Source organism: Bacteroides stercorirosoris (assembly GCF_900142015.1).
GTDB classification, from domain to species: Bacteria; Bacteroidota; Bacteroidia; order Bacteroidales; family Bacteroidaceae; genus Bacteroides; species Bacteroides stercorirosoris.
Genome location: NZ_FQZN01000002.1, coordinates 30,578 through 50,436 on the forward strand (window position 1 = coordinate 30,578; position 19,859 = coordinate 50,436).

The following is a 19,859-nucleotide window of genomic DNA, read 5'->3' on the forward strand; positions in this document are numbered from 1 at the left end:
TTTGGAGTAGCTTCAGAATATATTATTCTTCATTCTTCATTTTTAATTCTTCATTCTTCATTTAAACTATCGGTTTCCATTCCAGAAAATTCTCTATCTGGAATGTTCTCTATCCCTGCTGTTCTATATCCCAGTATGCCACATGGTTTTGGATGCGTTAAATGTCGTATTCTCGGTGGAAAGAGTTTTCGTAATATACGAGAGTTGTTCTTGCCATATAAAACTCTCCATTCTGCTTGCGATAGGCTATGAGTGCACATCCATATTGCATGTATTCTGTCAGCAATAGTATGCGTCGTGTCATCCATGCAATAGTTTCGTCTGATAAATCTGTTTCCTGCCTGATAAGTTTCTTCCATAGATTCTCTGCTCTTTCGTCTTTCGTTACATGATTCGATTGGTGTCCCAACATCTGTTTCTTCATTTTAATGAATTTAGTCGTTTATAAATGATTAATAATCAATCTTCTGCGATGGCTACACCCTTTGCCCCGGATGGCTACACCCTTTTGTGGTTAGGGCTACACCATCCGGGTGAAAGGGTGTAGCCCTTCCACAGTCAGATTGACGGGGGCAAAGTTATGCCCTTTCTTTGGAGTAAACTATCAATGAATTATTGTTACATCGTAGCCGTATGGATCAATGTGTTCGGTATCTTCTTTTTGTATCACTGCCCATATTTTATCAATCTCTGTGCTTAAACTGCTGTACTTTAATGGTATACGTTCTCCTTTTTCGTGTTTTCGCATCATTTCTAAGCCGTATATCCACTTTGTTAAATCACTGATTGTTTTGATTCCCATGCATTCAAAACCACCTAATTTGAAGTGTCTCAGATAACCTACATAAAGATGGGTGTTATTGCCATAATATACCCGAAGAGGTAATAGACTTTCATCTACAATACTCACTCTGTTTTGTTTCTTACTTTCGCCTTTTCTCTGATTTTCAGATTTGTACGATTTACTTCTCTGCTGATTCTTGTTCAGCTTTTTACTTTTTTAATTTCTGTCATGACTTTAATGATTATATACCCGTTAATTGATATTAACGTGGTTAAAAAAACTGCGAAAATATGAAATAAAGTTGGATTACAAAAAGATGGGAAATAAAATAGTAATGAATAATTTTGTGATGATGGTTAATCATTTGATATATAGTTTTTTATATCTTATTTTTGGGAGTGTTCAAAAAACGTTCGTTTAATGGGCGCAAATATACACGTGTTTTCTTTAATGACAAAATGTTTGATAAAAAATCTTTTTGAAATCAGATAATAAATTGGCTAACTTATTGATTATAAGTGATAAAAAAACAATAAAAATATTCGTTAATATCTATTCATTTTATTCTCTTTTCTTTTCCCCAATTTTTTAAATCCTTACGCCCATTAAACGAACGATTAAAAGACGCTTTTCTCTTATAATGCTTTCGTTTATAGTTCTTTACCTGCAAGAAAATCAGGGTAATGACCAACTACGTAAAATCAACGGGCAAGAGGAACACAAAGCTTGCTATATCTTACATAAAGTGTTCGCAATTGATTGAAACTCAGGTGTATGTAAGGGTGTCAAAGCCCCGAAGGAACACCCTTTTCTGAACAAAACCATCGAATGGAAGCGGAAAAAGATACTGAAAAAGAGTCCGAGATATGGTATGCGATGCGTGCCACCTACCGCAGAGAACCTGACGCCATGCGTCTTCTTGAAAAGGAAAAATTGGGTTGTTTCGTCCCCATGCAATACAAGATAAGTATAAAGAAAGGCAAGAAAGTCCGAGCCTTGGTTCCTGTTGTCCACAATTTACTTTTTGTCCATGCCCGTCCTTCCGAGGTGAAGCGAATTAAATCACAGGTAAGCTATTTGCAATACATTACGGATACCCGTAGCGGACAGAAGATTATTATCTCCGACAATGAAATGCAACGCTTTATTGCTGTAGCCGGTACTTATAATGACCATATCATGTACTTCCAACCTGATGAACTGAATTTGTCCAAAGGTACGAAAGTTCGTATCACGGGCGGTGACTTTGAGGGACAGGAAGGCGTCTTTCTGAAAGTGAAAGGTGCACGTGATCGCCGTGTGGTTATCGAGATACAAGGTGTCATTGCCGTTGCGCTTGCTACGATTCATCCAGATCTTATAGAAGTAATCAAATAATTGGCTGTTGATGAGCAATGATTGATCGTTGCCAGTTGATAAATCATAAATCTGAAATCATAAATTAAAATAATTATGTCTCTTTCTGCAGAAACAGCTGCCCTTCAGCGTGCAGCGCACGAGCTGATGTATTTGGGTATCGACGGGAGTCCCATCTATAGCGATGACTTGTCCCGTCGCAACGGTGAAGTTTATCGCCTGACTACGGCCTTGTATAATTCCGGTGCCAAAGGGGCTACCATTGAAGAACAGGCTAATGTCTGCCTTGCACTGCTGATGGGTTACAATGCCTCGTTTATTGACCACGGCGAGAAACAACAGCATGTTCAGGAAGTGTTGGATCGTTGTTGGGATATCCTCGATGCTCTTCCAGCTTCACTATTAAAGCTTCGTCTGCTTACTGCCTGCTATGGTGAAGTGTTCGATGAACCTTTGGCTGACGAGGGGCGTGCCATTATCGCTTCTTGGGATTCAGCATCGCTTACTCCCGAATATAAGGAAGCTATTGCTGAATTTCAGAATGTGTTGGATAATCCTTATCCTTGGGAATATATAGAAGATTAGCTAGCGCATATTATGTGCGGTGTGCATAATTGAAAACAATAGTATGAATACAACCGAAAAATCAAAGATTGAGCGTTTGACTGACGATGACTTTAATCAAGTTTCTCGAATATTGGGTTGTGAACTTGTAGTATTGTAGGCCGTTCAGCAAGTGGAAACCGATGGTAGAGGAGGTTTCTTCGTTCTCGGTAAATCCGTCATTCTTTACGAAGGTCACATCTTCTAGAGTCGGTTGAAGAAAAGGGAGGCAGCTGACGCTTACGCTAGTTTGGATATGTTTCAGATAATGAGCTTTAATTATGCGGCTTGTGCTGAGGCAAGCGTAGAAAGTTTCGTGCAGGACATGTGTGAGAGCGAATACAAGTAACTGCTTCTTTTTGCGAACTTCATCAAAAACACTTCATTGATGCTCCGTGCCTTATAATCCAAGGATTGGGGAGTGTTTGCTAAATACTATAACGGTCCGGCTTATACACAGAATAGATATGATGTGAAATTGGAGGCGGTATATCTGAAATTGCACTTAAACGTAAGTAAAAAATCAAATATATATTTATTGTAGTAAAATGGAAAATAAAGTAATTACGGTTACTTCCCCATTACTCCCTTCACTGGACGATTTCATCCCTTACTTGCAGGATATATGGAATCGCAAGTGGTTGACCAATAACGGTCATTATCATCAGGAGTTAGAGAAGGCTTTATGTGAATATTTGAAAGTACCTTATATTAGTCTCTTTACTAATGGTACGTTGCCTCTGATGTGTGCTTTGCAGGCATTGCGTATCACAGGTGAAGTGATTACGACTCCGTACAGTTTTGTTGCTACTACTCACTCCTTGTGGTGGAACGGCATCAAACCTGTATTTGTGGATATTGATCCAGTGACTTGTAATATTGATCCTGAAAAGATAGAATCTGCTATTACTCCTAAAACCACGGCTATTATGCCTGTGCATGTCTATGGCAAGCCTTGTGATACGGAACGTATTCAGGAAATAGCTGATAAGTATGGTTTAAAGGTGATTTATGATGCTGCTCATGCCTTTGGCGTGGAAATAAACGGTAGGTCTATTTTAAATGAGGGTGATATGTCCACATTGAGCTTTCATGCTACGAAGGTCTACAACACCATTGAGGGTGGCGCTTTAGTATGTCAGGATGAAAAAACGAAACAGCGTATTGATTATTTGAGAAACTTCGGTTTTGCCGGTGAGACAACTATTGTTGCTCCCGGTATCAATGGTAAGATGGATGAAGTGAGAAGCGCTTACGGACTGTTGAACTTGAAGCTGGTGGATATGGCGATTGAAACCCGTCGACAGGTAGCTATTAAATATCGCGAAACATTGGCGGGCGTGAATGGTATAAAATTTATGGAAGATATGCCGGGGATCCGTCACAATTATTCCTACTTTCCGATATTTGTGGATGCTGAAAAATATGGTATGACGCGTGACGAACTTTATTTCAAGATGAAAGAACGGAATGTTTTGGGACGGAGGTATTTTTATCCTTTGATAAGTGAGTTTTCTACTTATAGAGGGTTGGAATCGGCTAATCCTGTTAATTTACCTGTGGCGCATGAGGTAGCAGATAGTGTGATTTGTTTACCGATGTATTGCGGATTGAGTGGAAAAGAAATAACAGAAATATTACAATGCGTTGTTAAATAGGTGTTTATTAGGATTATGGTGAAAAAAATCTTGTTATTAGGTGGTTCCGCTCAACAAGTTGTTGCTATCGAAACAGCTAAAGAGATGGGCTATTATACTGTCCTTTGTGATTATTTGCCAGACAATCCCGGACGATATGTGGCAGACAAATATTATAATATTAGTACTACAGATATAGATGCTGTGTATGATGCCGCTCTGTCTGAAGGAGTTGATGGAATCCTTGCTTATGCTTCTGATCCGGCTGCATTTCCAGCTTCTATAGTTGCAGAACGTTTGGGACTCCCTACCAATCCCTCCGTATCTGTGGAAATTTTAGGTGTCAAGCATAAATTTCGTAATTTTTTGCGGACACATGATTTTGCTTGTCCTCAAGTATATACATTTCATCCAAGTCAATCTTTGGATGCTGTTATGACTGCAATTAAAAACTTTAATTTTCCGATTGTGGTGAAACCCACAGATTCGTCTGGTTCCAAAGGAGTTACTATGTTGGATAATTCCAATGAACTTGGTGCGGCGGTAGCTTATGCTGATATTTATTCGCGCAATAAGATACTGATCATAGAAGAGTTCATAACTCGTGGTTTCCCTGCTGTCATTGGTGGCGACATCTTTGTATGGGATGGTAAAATTGTCTTGTATGGTGAGATGGCTTGTTTGAGGGGAGGGGATGGCAAAGGGCTAATTCCTATTGGAAAAAGGAGACCGGGAGGACTGAATGCTTTTCAGGAACGTCGGATTCATGAGGAACTTCAACGTTTGATAAGTCTTTTGGATATTCGTTTTGGAGAGTTGAATATAGAGGTTTTACTAGACAAAGATGACGATATTTATTTTCTGGAAGTAGGTCCTCGTGCCGGTGGAAATATGATCCCTCTTCAATTATCTGACATTTTTGGAGTGGATTTAGTAAAAGCTAATGTGGTAGCAGCAATGGGTAGCGATCCAGGATTGCATGTAAAGAACAATACTGGATGTTATATGACATATGTCCTTCACAGTTCTATTGATGGAGTATATGATAGAATTGACTTTGCAGATGAAATTCTTCCTTATATATATCGAAAGGTTTTATATAAGAAACGGGGTGATAGGGTTGAAGCTTTTGATGGGGCTGGAAAGGCATTGGGGATTATCTTTTTACGTTCGGATACAGCAACACGCATGAACTGGCTTTGTGAAAGAATGGATGAGTTGATTAAAGTCAAATTAAAATCATGAGGGCAATAGGAGGGTATTTTAATTTGGAACTCAGTTGTAAGGGGGATATACCGCATGCGGATGGCGTTTTCCTAAATACAGGACGCAATTCATTGGAATATGTATTACGCTCTTTAGGCAATATTCAAAAAGTATACCTGCCGTATTTTACTTGTGAGGTTATTCTTGAACCACTTTTAAAATTGCAAATAGAGTATGAGTTTTATTCTATTAATGAAAAATTTGAGCTGGTTGAAGATTTTTTATTAGCTCATGGTGAATATTTGATATATACCAACTATTTTGGCATAAAAGACAGTTATGTGCGTCGGCTTGCTGTAATATACGGTATGCAATTGATAGTGGACAATGCCCAAGCATTTTATACAGAACATATTCCGAGCATAAACACCATATATAGTCCTCGCAAGTTTTTGGGGTTACCTGACGGCGGAATTGCTTATGCTAATGGATATTATGAGGTGGAGGAACGAGATATATCCTATGACCGTTGTAGCCATCTTCTGAAAAGATATGATTTGGGAGCAACGGGCGGCTATGATGATTTTCATGCTAACAGTGCAAAATTAAAAGGATTACCGATTCGTCAATTGTCGTATTTGACAGAAGCACTTATGTATTCTGTTGATTATGAGAAAATCAAAGAAGATAGAAAGAGAAATTTTGAGATTCTTCACACTGTTTTGGGAGATATGAATTTATTAAATACCCTCTCAGAAGATCAATATGAGTGTCCAATGGTTTATCCTTATTATTCATTGGATATCGGTTTAAGAAAAAAACTCATTGAGAATGGGGTTTATGTTGCCATATACTGGCCTAATGTTTTTGGGTGGTGTGAATCAGAATCAATAGAATATAAAATGGCTAAGAATCTTATTCCTATTCCTATAGATCAACGTTATGATTTGGATAGTATGGAATATATCCTAAATATAATTCAAGGATAGGCATTGAAAAAGATAGTAAATAAACCACCTAAAAAATTAGTGAGTGAGATGCATTAGTAACTGTGTTTCATTAGTGAAATATCTATTTTTAATCGGGCCAAAGAAGATGTGTTATGTATTTTTATATGATTAGATGATGATATAGAACGTGATAAAAATGTCTAAAATATGAAAGAAAAATTATTAATGCTTGGCACTGGTCAAGGAAGCCGCGAGATACTAAGGTATGCAAAATCTCAAGGTATGCATACAATTGTAACAGATTATTTAGATCCCAACCATTCTTTAGCTAAAAAAGATGCCGATGAGTATTGGATGATAAATACGGGCGACCTTGATGCGCTTGAACAGAAGTGCAGAGAGGAGAACGTTACGGCTGTTGTTTGTGGAATAAGTGAGTTTAATTTGGAAATGACAATGGAATTGTGCAAGCGACTTGGTTTCCCATGTTATTGCACGCCTGAAGCATGGCATTATTCGCGTGACAAAGCTGATTTCAAGGCTCTTTGCAAGAAACTTGGCGCACCGATACCTACGGATTACGAAGTTTCGGATGCTTTAACAGACGAGGAACTTGATAAGGTCCAATTTCCAGTAATGTGTAAACCTGTTGACATGAGTGGAAACCGCGGTATTAGCTATTGTTATAATAAAGAAGAACTGATCAAAGCATATAAGTACGCTCGCTCACTGTCAAAGAACAATAAGATTATTGTTGAACGTATGTTACATGGCGAAGAATGGTGGAGTGGTTATGCGATAGCGGATGGTGATATCAGACTTATTGCACTTAACGGAATGTATTCGCAACCGGGAGAGCCGAAGAACTGTTACACAATAACTTCTACGGCAACCAACCATGTTGAAAAATTCATTTCGGAAATTAATCCTAAAATAGAGGAGGTCTTAAAGGCTGTTGGCTGTAGAGAGGGGTACGTATGGGTACAAGTTATACTAGATGAAGATGGTCATTTCTATATAATTGAGATGGGCTATCGTCTCTCTGGTGAACAAATTTATGAGACTTATAATTCTTTGTGTAACTGTGATGTTGTAAAAATAATAGTTGACTATGCTCGCGGTTTGTCAACTAAGCATCTATTACCGGAACCTCAAAAACGTGCTTTTGTGAAATGTGGGACAGGAATGATTCTTTGGACAAATAAGGGCGGAAAAATAGTTGAATATAGAGGCCTTGAAAAATTGAAAGAAATACAAAACCTGAAAATGGATATTCTAAAACAGGTAGGTGATGATGCTGTTCCTTACAGAGGGGTTGGTAATTTCTCTTTTGTCAGTGAAAATATAGAGGATATGATATCAACTGTTGATGCAATCAACAAGAATGTTCAAGTTATTAATGATGATGGTGAGGATATGGTAATCAAGTATACTGATTTCGATTTTCTTCGTAAAGTTTACAAGGAAGGGTTAGAAGGGAAATAATGAAATATAATATTAAAAGGTTTATAATTATATTATTGGGTGGATTGTTTGTAAACAGCGTTTGTGCTTAGGAAAGAGAAAAACCTACACTGAAATTAGGTGGTTGTCTTCGTTTTAATTATCGTTATAACGATTGGAATCCAGATAGCCGTAATCAAGGTGGTTCCTTCTTGTACGATGTATTTCGTTTGAATGTTGATGGAGCATATAGAAAATTGCTGTTCCATGCTGAGTATCGTTTCTACTCTGAATCAAGCGGTGGAGGTATGCTTAAGAGTGGCTGGATAGGATATAAATTCAATGATAAGAATCAATTACGATTTGGACAAACTACAGTGCCCTTTGGAATTCAACCTTACCAGTCAAATAGTTATTTCTTCAATATAAATTATTATATAGGTTTGGAGGATGACGATGATTTTGGAATTAGTTATCAGTATGTTACCAAGTATTGGCAGTTCAATGCGGCTTTCTTTAAAAATTCAGATTTGCTGAATGGGGAAGGTTCTGTCGTTTCTGGTCGCCGTTATTCTTACGACTTGGCTGGTCGTAGCAAAGAAACTAATACGCTAAGTGGTAGAGTTGCTTATAAAGGAGAGTCAGATGTTAAGTATGAGGTGGGGATTTCAGGATTTGTTGGAAATTCTTATAATATTGATTCAAGGAATAATGATAAACGCCTTGCTTATGCTATGCATATTGTTTTGGATTGGAAGAATTGGAATCTCAAAACTCAGGTAACCTATTTTGATTATGGTTGTGAAGAGTCAAAAGAAGATGGCTATGTTTCAATGGTAGCATTTAACGCGCCCTATCAGGTTGCGGACAAAGGCCAAACTTATAGTGCTTGCCTGTCATATACTGTTCCTTTTGTAAACAAGCTGGTTGACAACATAAAGTTTTATAATGACTACAGCTATATGCACAAGGCAAAAAAAGGATTCAATGATTCTTATATGAATGTAGTGGGGTGCAGTGTGTCAACCGGTCCGGTTTATATTTACGCGGATGTTGTAGCTGCAAAGAATCAACCATGGATTAGCCCGGACTGGGAAAACTCTTTTGCAACCGGAGCGGATAATAAGTGGCATACAAGGTTGAATTTGAACGTTGGCTATTATTTCTAAGACATAATACTTTATGAATATTGAATCAATTATTACCCATTTTCAAAGAATGAATGGGCTTGAGGGCGCAGGAATGGATTATCCGGTCATGCTTACCATCTATTTGGGCGTTTTTCTCCTAAGTTTTATTGCTAACGTGTGCTTATATGTGTCTGACCACGGAAATAGAGTGGTTTGGCTGGCAGACCAACATAAAGTTATCAAAAGCAAATTTAGCTATATGGCTATGCTGGCATGTACTTTCACGGGTGTTTATCTTGTAGGTAGTTTCCCTATTGAGCTTCAAAACACTTTTGGTACCTGGAATGCTGACTTGTTCTACACGCTTGGACAAACAACTATTATGATAACAGCAGGCATATACAGTTTAGCTACTTACAAAAAAAGATCAAGTGTGATATTAAATTCCCTTTCAATAGTTGTGGGGCTTTCTACTTCAATTCCTATGGCTGCAACCACTATTCTTCTACCGTTAAATATTGACAGTGAACTAATCCGTATATCTTCTATTTTGGCTATTATAATTACATTCATAGTTCTTGCCGCTCTATCGGTAAAATTCAATTTACTGGTAAAGTATTCACGTATTAATATTTACATGTTTTTGATTACAACGATAACCTTGTTCACAACGATTACTACTTTGGATAGCGAAAACATAGACACTGGCAAAATACTTCCTTTCCAAGGGATGATAAATGATGAGCCTTGGAAGGAACTTTTGAGTAATCCATATTGGTGGTATTTTGAGGCAACTGTTGTGTCGTGGTCCATATTCTGCGGTCGATTTGTGGCATATTGTAGCAATGGATATAGTGTGAAAAATATTATCAGATATGGTACGATATCATTGATTATCCTTACGTCTATATGGCATTTAGTGAGTGCCGCAACAGGATATACCTTATCATTCTCACGTGGTTGGATGATATATACCCTAACAGCTTTTACCATGCTGGGGTTTGCTGTAACATCACTGGATTCTGCCTCAAAGACATTGCTAAATGACCTGATTCGTATATTTACGAATCGGAAACTTAATCTCAAGCCCAATCTTTTCTTGGTTGTTATAATGGGGATTATAGGTTTGATTAATATAATTATCCTTTATACAGGCTCTTCTAAGTTATTTACAATGATCTTTTGTTTAGTTTTTATACCTTATCTTGTAAAGGCAATTATCTATTCAGTCAAATTTGCAATAGGTAAAGTTGACTATAATAAATCAGGAACCATCACAGAAAATGAATATATCAAGATTTGTAACAAAGAACCTGATGAAGAAGATTGCAGAAAAAATGTCGAATAATATTTGTAATTATAATCGAATAAAGGTAAGGATACTTACTGAATAGAAATATATAGCTGTGAAAATACTTATATTGATAGACAGCTATTTAATAATAGAAAAATATCAATTGATAAAAGAGGCATTTAAAGTAGGATCGCTTATATGAAACGAACATTTATTGTTAATTATCCTATTATGATAAGCATTGGTGGTATTGAAAAATATCTCTATTATTTAATGAAATATATGCTAAATCATGGGGTACGGGTTATTTGGATGCAGAATATTAGATTTCAAACGGGGAAGATGTACGATGATGTTATAAAGGATCCAAGATTGGAAATTGTAAAAGTCAATTCGAATCTGCTTTTCTGGTTTAAACATGAGAAATTGAATCTATCAAAAGATGAAGAGATTGTAATTTTTTCATGTACGACTATGGCAAAGTTGAAAGCAGATACTATTGTGAGACGTTTTTCGGACTTAAACATTAAGTCAATTTATGGAATTCCTGATACAAAAGGCGATGCTTATTATTTGGAGGCGATATTTTGCAATCCACTCAAATTCATAGTATATAGATGTATGCGTACGGTTTTTGAGGAATGGGAAAATAACAATCATTTGTGCTTTTATGCAAGAAAGCAAATAGACGCTTTAGAAAATAATTATCATGTATATATAAGCAATAAGGATACCAAATTATTAAAGTATGTAGAGCCTTTGCCTCTTTTGAATTATGATGAATTAGAAAAACGAATCAAACGTTGCAATTTTACAATAATAACTATCGGAAGATTTGATTTTCCTCATAAGCAATATATATTAGGTTTAATACGCGCATACGGTCGCTTAAAGGAAAAATACCCTCAGATACGATTAGATATTGTGGGAGATGGGCCTCATAGGTTTAAGGTAATACAAGAGATAGAAAAATTGAATTCGAATATTCAAAAGGATATAAAATTATTAGGTAGTGTTTCTCCGGAAGTATTGCCTGCTTGCATAAAACATGCTCATTTGAATATAAGCGTAGCAGGAGGTGTGTCGGTGGGAGCGATTAATGGCATTATGTCAATTCCTGCTCGGAATTATTGCGAGGAGGAGTGTGAAGTATACGGCTATTTACCTGAATACTTGGACTATTCAGTATCGACATCTCCAGGCAATCTTGTGGATACCTATATTGAAAGAGTAATAAACATGAGTGACTTTGAATACAAAAAGGCGTGTATTGAGTCTTATGAATCTGTATATAATTCACGCGAAGTGGATCCGAACTATCTTTTTGGTTTCTCAAAGTGTACGAAACGATATTTGGTGCCTCTAAGGACATTGTTATTTCTTATAGTGATAGACTATATAAAGAAAGCCAAATATTTTTTCACTATTTTCTTAAAAGGCCGAATTAGCCAAAGTATGATGAATTTGAGAAACAAGAAAAGTAGTTGTTAAATCTATATGATAAAGGTAATTACATATGGAACTTATGATCTTCTGCATGAAGGTCATATCAATCTTTTGCGAAGAGCGAAGGAGCTCGGTGACTACTTGATTGTGGGAGTTACCAGTGACAGTTTTGATCGTGGCAGGGGAAAGCTGAATGTTCGTAACAATGTGTTGGAAAGAGTGGATGCAGTAAAGGCTACCGGATATGCGGATGAGATTATTATTGAAGATTATGTCGGGCAGAAAATTGATGATATTCAAAAGTTTGGGATTGATATATTTGCCATAGGTTCGGATTGGAAAGGCAAATTTGATTACTTAAATGAATATTGTAAAGTGGTTTATTTACCTCGAACAGAGGGAATCTCTTCTACCATGCTTCGTGCTAAAACTACAACAGATATTAATATTGGCATCATTGGTACAGGAAGAATAGCCAGACGGTTTATTCCCGAAAGTAAATACGTTAACGGCGTGGAAGTTACAGCCGTTTACAATCCGGAACTTTCTGAAGCGAATATTTTCTCAGAAAAATTTGCCGTCAAAGGTAGTTACGATGATATTGGCAGTTTTCTTGAAAAAGTTGATGCGGTATATATCGCCTCTCCACATTTAACGCACTACGGGTATATTAAACAAGCGCTGTTATTTGGAAAGCATGTGCTTTGTGAAATTCCAATGGTGTTGAGAGGTGATGAAGCCAAAGAGTTATATGAACTTGCGCGAAAGAAGAATCGGGTACTACTCGAAGCCTCTAAAACAGCCTTCAGCCCTGCTTGGAGCCATTTGCAAGTACTGGTGAAGAGTGGTGTGATTGGTGAGGTAATAGATGTGAAAGCTTCCTTGTCTAAATTGGTTAGCGGTGATGTACGAGAGTTGGACGCTAATCAGGCGGGAGGGAGTATGACAGAATTATCTTCTTTTCCGTTGATGTCTATTGTCAAATTGCTTGGAATGGATTATGCCGAGTTAAATTTCCATTCTAAAATAGTGAATGGTGTTGATGTCTTCACACGGGGAGTGATTAACTATGACAATGCGACTTCATCTATAACTCTTGGGCTTGGTGTGAAGACCGAAGGTAATTTAGTAATCTCCGGCACAAAGGGATATGTTCTTGTGCCTTCTCCTTGGTGGTTAACCAGTTATTTTGAAGTACGATATGAAGATCAGAATTTGAATCAAAAATATTTTTATGCTTGGCAAGGTGAAGGCTTACGCTATGAGATCCAAGAATTTGTCTCTATGATTGTGCAGGGGAGAATCAGTAGCTACAAGTTGAGTTGGATAGAGTCGGTGACCATTGCAGGAATAATAGAGGAGTATATAAAGGGGGATAGAACAAAAATTTTAAAATAGCTGAAAATACTATGATTAGTAGAGAAAACCATTCTCTTGTTGTAGGCGGTAGTAATGGTATAGGTTTAGCAATAGCGCTAACTCTGTCAGAGACTGGAAGAGTGACGATAATAGATAAGGTTTGTCCTGATACTTTGTTATCAAGAAACATCGATTTCATTCCTTTTGATTTGCAATTTGATGATTATTCAATTTTTGATAGTTTTACTGATGTCGATAAGTTGGTGATTACAGCAGGTGTAGGTAAACTTTCGCTTTTTGAGAATCTATCGGAAGACGAACTGGTGAGAACCATGCAAATCAATTCCATTGGAGTAATGCGCATTATCAAGCATTTCTATAATAGGATGAAGTCTAATGAGGATTTTTATTGTACGGTTTTAGTGAGCATATCCGGATTTATGTCCTCTCCTTTTTTCTCTGTTTATGGTGCGTCAAAAGCCGCTTTAAAGATATTCATAGAAAGTTTGAATGTGGAATTACTTAAAGGTGGATTTACCAATCAAATATTAAATGTTTCGCCAGGTTCTCTGAAAGGTACTAATTTTTCCGGTGGGAAGAATGATTTATCGCTAACTCGTCCGTTTGCGGAAGAGATAATTAATCGTATGATGAAAAAAGAAGATCTCTTCATACCTAAATACGAAGAAATTTTCAAGGAGGTGTTATTTCGTTACAATAGTGACTTTAGAGCTGAAGGTGCATATAGCTACGATTATAAATTGAACAGTGGAAGAGTATAAGTATTTAGTAAAGTGGAAATGGCAATAGAACGATAAATAGCCGAATAGATTATATGAATATTATTTGGGGATTAATAATATCGGTAGTTAATTACAAACTTTTGTGTAAGGATGCAGCCAAAGGGATTGTGCTTTTTTGTGTTCTACTTGTTTGCTGTCCGGTATTTTTTTGGGGTGGCTTGTCATTGCAATATAGTTATGTGTTTCTTCCGTTCTTATATATGTGGCATAAAAAATATAATAATTGTAACTATGATATATCCTCTGCTATGAGTCCTTTTGTTTGGGTTTTCTTATTAACATTATTCGCTACAGTGCTTAGTTTAACTTTGTATAACGTAAAAGGTGGAGTAGCAGTTTTTGCCATCGTTGGTACTGTGAAATCTTTGTTTATTATTAATGTATTGTCAAAGACAAGTGTTTTTAGAGATCGATTTATATTCATTTTGACCTGTATTATCCTTATTAATAGTGTAGTGTTATGTATTGAGTTTAACTTGTTGAAAATATGGAGTCCAGATCGAGTTTTGGAGACATGGATGCGATTGTTTGGAAATATGGGGAATACGGGAAGTCTTGAATCTACACTTGAAAGAGGAGGCTCTATTGGACGTCTTCATGGCACATTTACCACTTCTTCTTTAGTTGGTTCTTTGAGTATGCTTGGAATAGGAGTTTTTACAGTAAAATACTTTCAGGACTTGAAATGGGGATCTATTCTTATGGTGTTGTGTAGTCTGTTTGTGGGGTTGTGCTCAAGTTCGAAGCGTTTCTTTTTGGGGGGAGTAGCTGTATTGGTATTTTGTTTAATTATTAGATTGTTTTGGATTCGTACTTCCAAGAAAGATTATAAACTGCCTGTGGTTATTTTCTTTTTGGTTTTTATCGTGGTGGTGCTTTATAATTTATTAGGTGATGTTTTATATCTCGATTATTATCTCCAATTTTTGACAGAGGGTAACATTGGGGGATCTCTCGAAACAAGATTTGGTGAAGATGGGGCTGTAAATGCTATGAAAGCTATAATAGCTAAGTATTGGTTGACCGGTTTAGGAGAATTTTCGATCAAAAATGTGAATGTAACAGATAGTCAATTTTATTGTGCTCTTTATAAATCGGGCATACTTGGTGTGGCATTGTACTTTGGTGTGTTTGGTAAGTTGGCATTAAAAACTATTCGCTCTAAAAAAACTTATGTAGCAATCATTCTGTTTCTTATTGTATTTGAGTTTTTTATTAGTACGGAATTCTTTAGCCCACTTGGAATTTTCCTTTTGTCTTACGTCATTTGTTCCCTTTATCAAGACAAGGCACAAATGCAAGCTTATTAAGGCAATTAATTAAATGTGACATTTTTTCGTGTTGAATAATGGTATTGAATAAAGAAAATAAAACCATTACTTCCGCTGCTATGGGAGTACTGATAGTGATTATCGTATCCAAAATAGTGGGATTTGTTGAAAGTGCTATGTTAGCGGCATATTTTGGTACGTCTGTAGAAGTGGATATGTTTTACTTGGCAAACACTATTGTTAATAATTTTGTCTTTACAATATTTTCTTGCTTGGCAGTTGTAGGGCTTACTATGTACAATACGGCAAGAAAAGATGATGCGGAAAACGGTAATAGGTTTATTTCGGCTTTATTGTGTTCAATGTTGCCTTTTTCTTTCATTGTGATAGCTGTGATTTTTATAATATCACCTTATATCTCATCATTAATGGCATCAAATTATACAGATAAAGAGGTTGATTTGTTGACATTCTATATTAGAGAACTAAGTGTTGCGGCGATATTTTACGTTATCACAACAATATTTACTTGTGTATTGAATGCGCATAAGAAATTTATTCCTGGTGCATTGATGGGGTGTGTGCAAAATTTGACACTTATTGTATTTATTGTATTTCTTTCTGATCAGATTGGCGTAAATGCGGTTGTCATTGGTTTTTGGGCTGCTTATCTGATACAAACAGCCGTGCTGTATATTTGTGTTCGGCGGGTATTAAAATTCAGACGTTTTTCTTATTCGAAAGATATAAATATAAAGAAATTATTCTTGTTAATTCTTCCTTTATTATTAGGAGAAGCCGTAGGGGAGATAAATGCGCTGGTGGATCAATATCTCGCGACAAAGCAGGGTGTAGGGTATGTATCGGGTTTGTCATACAGCGGTACGTTGAATGATGTTGTTTCTGCCTTGTTTATGCAAACTACGACAATTGTTCTTCTCTCATTTTTTTCAGCACTTGTAATCGAAAAGCGATATGATGAGATGATAAATGAGTTGAAAAAGATTATAAAATATATATCTTTAATGGTTATTCCTATCAGCATCGTTACCATATTTTGTGCAGATCATCTCGTTTCTTTTGTATTTGAACGCGGTAAGTTTAATTCAGAAAGTGTATTTGTCACTTCCCAAGCTTTAATAGGGTATGCCATAGGTTTTGTACCTCGTATCGTAATGGTGGTTGCCAAGCGTCCCTTTTTTGCCATAGAAAACACACGGATTCCAATGGCAATCGGTATGATTGCGATAACGATAAATATATCATTAACTATTCTGTTGTCAGGATTTTGGGGTATATTAGGTATAACAGTAGCAACAAGTATTTCACATATGGTTTCTTGTTTTCTCTACTTCAATAGGATAAGCTCTGTTTTTGAAAATGTTTCGTGGAAAGACTGCTATGTTTTTTTTACAAAAGTAGGCATTGCCGCCATTATATCGGCAATATTGACTTGTGCCGTGTTATACATAAAAATCGGAAGTCATTTTTATGTGTTAGTAGTCGCTACGGTAGTATGTTTTTGTACATATTTAGGAGTTCTTCATATGCTTAAACTTACTGAACTTAAAACATTGACGTTGAAAATAAAAAATAAAATATCAAAATGACATTAAAAATACTTTATAGAAAAGGGTTGATGAAAATAGCACATTGTTCTATTGGAGTTAAGATTGAATCATTCTTTAAGGGTTCGGCACAAATCCTTAATGAAGAGACTGGTAGGAAGTATCGTAGTGATATGCGAACCCGGTTGGCTGTGAGCAATGTTGTGAGTGTAACTGAACTTGATGACAATAACCACTTTAAAAGTTCTTTAAATTCTGAAGATAAAATAAAGATACGATTTTTTCATTGTAGTGAATCAACATTCAGTGTGATTCAGACAGTTTGTGAGAGTTTCAGAAATGACGAACGTTTTGATCTTCTTATCGTGCTTTTTGGGAATTCTCCTTACGGTATGATAAAGCAAATGCAGGATTTAAAGTTCAAGTATGTGGAGGATTATAATTATGATTTAAGTAAAGATTGCCCTGATATATCAGTACTTTATCATTTGGAGATAATCTATCCTCCACAACTGGCACAAATAAGGGAATTCTCTAAATATGTTGCTCTTGTGCCTTTGGGCATAGGATCGATATGGTTTGGTGACCGAACAGTGAAACGCATGAATCTGCAACGCTATAATGCGGATATGTGTTGTGTTGGCAATCTTTGTTACAATCGTTTGATAGATGCCATAGGGCGGGATAAAATAGAACGAATATCACCAGCCCAGTTTGATTTGGTATATAGAAAATTTAATTCTCCAGTCTTTTATCCTAAAGGATGGGAAAAATTGAAGGGTAAGAAAACCATAATGTTGATGACTGACCATGGTATTAGGATGCATGGTGTTTCTGATGAAGTAACTTTTGACCTTTATTTCAAGACAATTATGGATTACTGTAAAAGACATCAGGATATGGGCTTTATATTCAGATTACATCCATCTTTGATTCATGAGTTAGTAGGAACTTTTTGGTCTATAAAAGATTATGAAATATTTGTAGATTTCTGTAAAAATAGTCCTAATATAGTCTGGGATACAACCAGTGATTACTTGATAGGTTTGCATATAGCTGATGCTTGTATGGTGGATGTTAATTGTTCTTTGATTTATTTTGTATTGGCTGCTAATAAGCCGATTGGGATTCCTCTGAGATATGATATGGATGTAGAGGTTAATAATCCAGAACTTGTTGAGAAGTATTACAAACTTAATTCAGACGAAAAAGTGGTAGAGTTTTTTGAAATGGTAAGAAGTTCTGAAGACCCGAAGCAATCAGACAGGCAACAACTATTTGATAAATATATTGAAACTTTTGACGGAAAGAATGGATATCGTATTTACAATATAATGATAAACCGTTATATGAAGTTATCTCTTTCTCCATTCAACAGCACGAAGTACAGGAAATGAGTAAGACATTGGTAGTAGGTTATTTCGGTTATTGTACCAATCAGCTTGATGGACAAACTGTAAAGACCCGTGACGTTTATAGACTGGTCAGAGAACAGGTGGAAGGAGAGGTAGATTATTATGATACAGAAGATATTAAATATCGCAGGCTTGGCATAGTCAAGTTACTCTGGAAGATGATTTGCTGTAGGATGCTGTTTTATCTTCCGGCTCAAAATAATCTGAAATCATTTTTCCCTCTTGTCTTCTGCTTATCTGTTGTCTTTCGTTTTAAAATCCATTATTTTGTGGTAGGGGGATGGCTGAAAGAGTTTTTATTAGAAATGCCTGTTCATCGTTTTATGCTCAAACGTATAGCAGGTATTCATGTCGAAACACAGCGTTTGGAAAATGAGTTGAAACAATATTATCACCTTCAAAATGTGGATATCTTTCCAAACTTCCGTTTTTTTGAATTCGATCCTGAGCGTTTCGACTCAGAGAAGTTGAGACTGGTATTTATGGCACGTGTCAACAAAATGAAGGGCTTGGACTGGATTTTCGATCTTGCAGACTATATCGCCAAAAATAAACTACAAGATAAGTTTTCAATCACTTTTTTTGGACCCATATCTGAAGATGATAGAATATTTTTTGAGGAAAACATTACAAAATATCCATTTGTGGATTATATGGGTGTCTTGCAACCATCAGAGATTTATAATACAATCAGCCAGTATGATGTGATGCTTCTTCCTACACATTACTTTACCGAAGGTCTCCCAGGTTCTGTAGTAGATGCTTATATCTCTGGTATTCCTGTGATTGTTACTGAATGGAAACATTCTCATGAATTTGTGGAGGACGGACGGAGTGGATTTATCATTCCGTTTGAGAATGGACAGCAAAAATTGATAGATAAAGTAATATTACTAGAAAGGGACAGACGGTTATTACATACTATGCAGGCTAACGCTCTTATAAAACGCAAAGAGTTTCAGCCTCCTATATTAGATAGAATAATATCTTTTGCGGGGGGGGTAACAGCTTGATAATCTGTTTTTTATCTCGTATTGAACAAAGTAAGGGGTTAGATACTTTGGTTGAAGTTTCGAAATGTCTTTGTGCTTCAGGTCTTTCTAAGATGGTTAAGATTGATTTTTATGGTCAGAAAAAGGATGACTATTTTGATATCTACTTATCAGATAATCCAATGTTTGAGTATAAAGGTGAGTTACAACCGTCTGAGGTAGTGCTTACATTGAAACAATATGATGTCTTGATTTTTCCGTCACATTATGAAGGTGAAGGATGTCCGGGTATTTTGGTTGAGGCTTTGTCCGTAGGATTACCAATTATAGCATCTGATTGGAAATATAATGATGAGTTTATTATAGATGGTGTAAATGGATTTCTTTGTGACACTTTTAATGCAAAATCTTATTTGAAAGCAATAGAAATTATACTTTTTGACAAACATCTGAGATTACAAATGTCGAAACATGCTTATTGGACGAGTGAGTATTATTCAGTAGAATATGCAAAACAGCGGTTGCAAGGGTATGTTGGTAATTCCATAAACTTGAATAAATAAAATCAGTAATTAAATAGATGTTCAAAATAGTTTTTTTAT

Annotated in this window: 17 protein-coding genes and 2 pseudogenes; 17 read left to right on the forward strand and 2 right to left on the reverse strand. The window is 36.2% G+C overall.

Translation table 11 applies throughout. The annotated features are described in order from the left end of the window. Positions 1 to 109: 109 nt before the first annotated feature. Positions 110 to 424: pseudogene (locus BUC01_RS01615) on the reverse strand (SH3 beta-barrel fold-containing protein). A gap of 180 nt (positions 425 to 604) precedes the next feature. After that, on the reverse strand, positions 605 to 910 hold the full coding sequence (locus tag BUC01_RS01620) for a hypothetical protein (protein WP_244895724.1): 306 nt from the start codon (positions 908 to 910) through the stop codon (positions 605 to 607). A 702-nt stretch (positions 911 to 1,612) separates the two neighbouring features. Here BUC01_RS01620 and BUC01_RS01625 point away from each other — a divergent pair. The 17 genes and pseudogenes from BUC01_RS01625 (at position 1,613) to BUC01_RS01705 (ending at position 19,820) form a co-directional block, all read left to right on the forward strand. Next, complete coding sequence (locus tag BUC01_RS01625; RefSeq protein ID WP_025835355.1) at positions 1,613 to 2,161, forward strand: UpxY family transcription antiterminator; 549 nt, start codon at positions 1,613 to 1,615, stop codon at positions 2,159 to 2,161. A 75-nt stretch (positions 2,162 to 2,236) separates the two neighbouring features. After that, complete coding sequence (locus tag BUC01_RS01630) at positions 2,237 to 2,725, forward strand: UpxZ family transcription anti-terminator antagonist (protein WP_025835353.1); 489 nt, start codon at positions 2,237 to 2,239, stop codon at positions 2,723 to 2,725. 151 nt (positions 2,726 to 2,876) lie between these two features. Further along, a pseudogene (locus BUC01_RS25725) lies at positions 2,877 to 3,287 on the forward strand (N-acetylmuramidase domain-containing protein). 4 nt (positions 3,288 to 3,291) lie between these two features. Beyond that, positions 3,292 to 4,401 (forward strand): DegT/DnrJ/EryC1/StrS family aminotransferase, encoded by a 1,110-nt coding sequence (locus BUC01_RS01640; protein WP_025835351.1) that lies wholly within the window; start codon positions 3,292 to 3,294, stop codon positions 4,399 to 4,401. Between the two features lie 15 nt (positions 4,402 to 4,416). After that, on the forward strand, positions 4,417 to 5,625 hold the full coding sequence (locus BUC01_RS01645; protein ID WP_051568872.1) for an ATP-binding protein: 1,209 nt from the start codon (positions 4,417 to 4,419) through the stop codon (positions 5,623 to 5,625). Continuing rightward, entirely contained in the window at positions 5,622 to 6,575 is a 954-nt protein-coding gene (locus BUC01_RS01650; protein WP_025835348.1) for a hypothetical protein, read from the forward strand. The genes BUC01_RS01645 and BUC01_RS01650 overlap by 4 nt, the downstream gene beginning before the upstream one ends. 168 nt (positions 6,576 to 6,743) lie before the next feature. After that, positions 6,744 to 8,021 carry an ATP-grasp domain-containing protein gene (locus BUC01_RS01655; RefSeq protein WP_025835346.1) on the forward strand — a complete coding sequence of 426 codons (1,278 nt, stop codon included), beginning with the start codon at positions 6,744 to 6,746 and terminating at the stop codon, positions 8,019 to 8,021. Positions 8,022 to 8,110: 89 nt separating this feature from the next. After that, positions 8,111 to 9,148: a porin gene (locus BUC01_RS01660; protein WP_139261784.1), complete on the forward strand. Its 1,038-nt coding sequence runs from the start codon at positions 8,111 to 8,113 to the stop codon at positions 9,146 to 9,148. A 13-nt stretch (positions 9,149 to 9,161) separates the two neighbouring features. Further along, on the forward strand, positions 9,162 to 10,457 hold the full coding sequence (locus tag BUC01_RS01665; protein WP_025835344.1) for a hypothetical protein: 1,296 nt from the start codon (positions 9,162 to 9,164) through the stop codon (positions 10,455 to 10,457). A gap of 144 nt (positions 10,458 to 10,601) precedes the next feature. Beyond that, positions 10,602 to 11,894, forward strand: a complete 1,293-nt coding sequence (locus tag BUC01_RS01670) for a glycosyltransferase (protein ID WP_073312528.1) — start codon at positions 10,602 to 10,604, stop codon at positions 11,892 to 11,894. Positions 11,895 to 11,900: 6 nt separating this feature from the next. Further along, complete coding sequence (locus BUC01_RS01675) at positions 11,901 to 13,247, forward strand: Gfo/Idh/MocA family oxidoreductase (RefSeq protein WP_025835339.1); 1,347 nt, start codon at positions 11,901 to 11,903, stop codon at positions 13,245 to 13,247. A gap of 11 nt (positions 13,248 to 13,258) precedes the next feature. Continuing rightward, positions 13,259 to 13,990, forward strand: coding sequence for an SDR family NAD(P)-dependent oxidoreductase (locus BUC01_RS01680; protein ID WP_025835338.1), 732 nt, complete (start codon positions 13,259 to 13,261; stop codon positions 13,988 to 13,990). Positions 13,991 to 14,043: 53 nt separating this feature from the next. Then, positions 14,044 to 15,321, forward strand: a complete 1,278-nt coding sequence (locus tag BUC01_RS01685; protein ID WP_073312530.1) for a hypothetical protein — start codon at positions 14,044 to 14,046, stop codon at positions 15,319 to 15,321. Positions 15,322 to 15,365: 44 nt separating this feature from the next. Continuing rightward, on the forward strand, positions 15,366 to 16,892 hold the full coding sequence (gene murJ, locus BUC01_RS01690; protein ID WP_034524729.1) for a murein biosynthesis integral membrane protein MurJ: 1,527 nt from the start codon (positions 15,366 to 15,368) through the stop codon (positions 16,890 to 16,892). Continuing rightward, positions 16,889 to 18,247, forward strand: coding sequence for a hypothetical protein (locus BUC01_RS01695; RefSeq protein WP_025835332.1), 1,359 nt, complete (start codon positions 16,889 to 16,891; stop codon positions 18,245 to 18,247). The genes murJ and BUC01_RS01695 overlap by 4 nt, the downstream gene beginning before the upstream one ends. After that, positions 18,244 to 19,278 carry a glycosyltransferase gene (locus tag BUC01_RS01700; protein WP_073312532.1) on the forward strand — a complete coding sequence of 345 codons (1,035 nt, stop codon included), beginning with the start codon at positions 18,244 to 18,246 and terminating at the stop codon, positions 19,276 to 19,278. Before BUC01_RS01695 ends, BUC01_RS01700 begins: the two co-directional genes overlap by 4 nt. Continuing rightward, positions 19,275 to 19,820 (forward strand): glycosyltransferase, encoded by a 546-nt coding sequence (locus BUC01_RS01705; RefSeq protein ID WP_025835915.1) that lies wholly within the window; start codon positions 19,275 to 19,277, stop codon positions 19,818 to 19,820. The genes BUC01_RS01700 and BUC01_RS01705 overlap by 4 nt, the downstream gene beginning before the upstream one ends. Positions 19,821 to 19,859: the final 39 nt, after the last annotated feature.

Bases quoted from the DNA above. Each gene is read 5' to 3' on its own strand.
- BUC01_RS01630 (WP_025835353.1), top strand. From the start codon at position 2,237: ATGTCTCTTTCTGCAGAAACAGCTGCCCTTCAGCGTGCAGCGCACGAG.
- BUC01_RS01640 (WP_025835351.1), top strand. From the start codon at position 3,292: ATGGAAAATAAAGTAATTACGGTTACTTCCCCATTACTCCCTTCACTG.
- BUC01_RS01655 (WP_025835346.1), top strand. From the start codon at position 6,744: ATGAAAGAAAAATTATTAATGCTTGGCACTGGTCAAGGAAGCCGCGAG.
- BUC01_RS01700 (WP_073312532.1), top strand. From the start codon at position 18,244: ATGAGTAAGACATTGGTAGTAGGTTATTTCGGTTATTGTACCAATCAG.
- BUC01_RS01680 (WP_025835338.1), top strand. From the start codon at position 13,259: ATGATTAGTAGAGAAAACCATTCTCTTGTTGTAGGCGGTAGTAATGGT.
- BUC01_RS01685 (WP_073312530.1), top strand. From the start codon at position 14,044: ATGAATATTATTTGGGGATTAATAATATCGGTAGTTAATTACAAACTT.
- BUC01_RS01625 (WP_025835355.1), top strand. From the start codon at position 1,613: ATGGAAGCGGAAAAAGATACTGAAAAAGAGTCCGAGATATGGTATGCG.
- BUC01_RS01650 (WP_025835348.1), top strand. From the start codon at position 5,622: ATGAGGGCAATAGGAGGGTATTTTAATTTGGAACTCAGTTGTAAGGGG.
- BUC01_RS01670 (WP_073312528.1), top strand. From the start codon at position 10,602: ATGAAACGAACATTTATTGTTAATTATCCTATTATGATAAGCATTGGT.
- BUC01_RS01675 (WP_025835339.1), top strand. From the start codon at position 11,901: ATGATAAAGGTAATTACATATGGAACTTATGATCTTCTGCATGAAGGT.
- BUC01_RS01665 (WP_025835344.1), top strand. From the start codon at position 9,162: ATGAATATTGAATCAATTATTACCCATTTTCAAAGAATGAATGGGCTT.
- BUC01_RS01695 (WP_025835332.1), top strand. From the start codon at position 16,889: ATGACATTAAAAATACTTTATAGAAAAGGGTTGATGAAAATAGCACAT.
- BUC01_RS01645 (WP_051568872.1), top strand. From the start codon at position 4,417: ATGGTGAAAAAAATCTTGTTATTAGGTGGTTCCGCTCAACAAGTTGTT.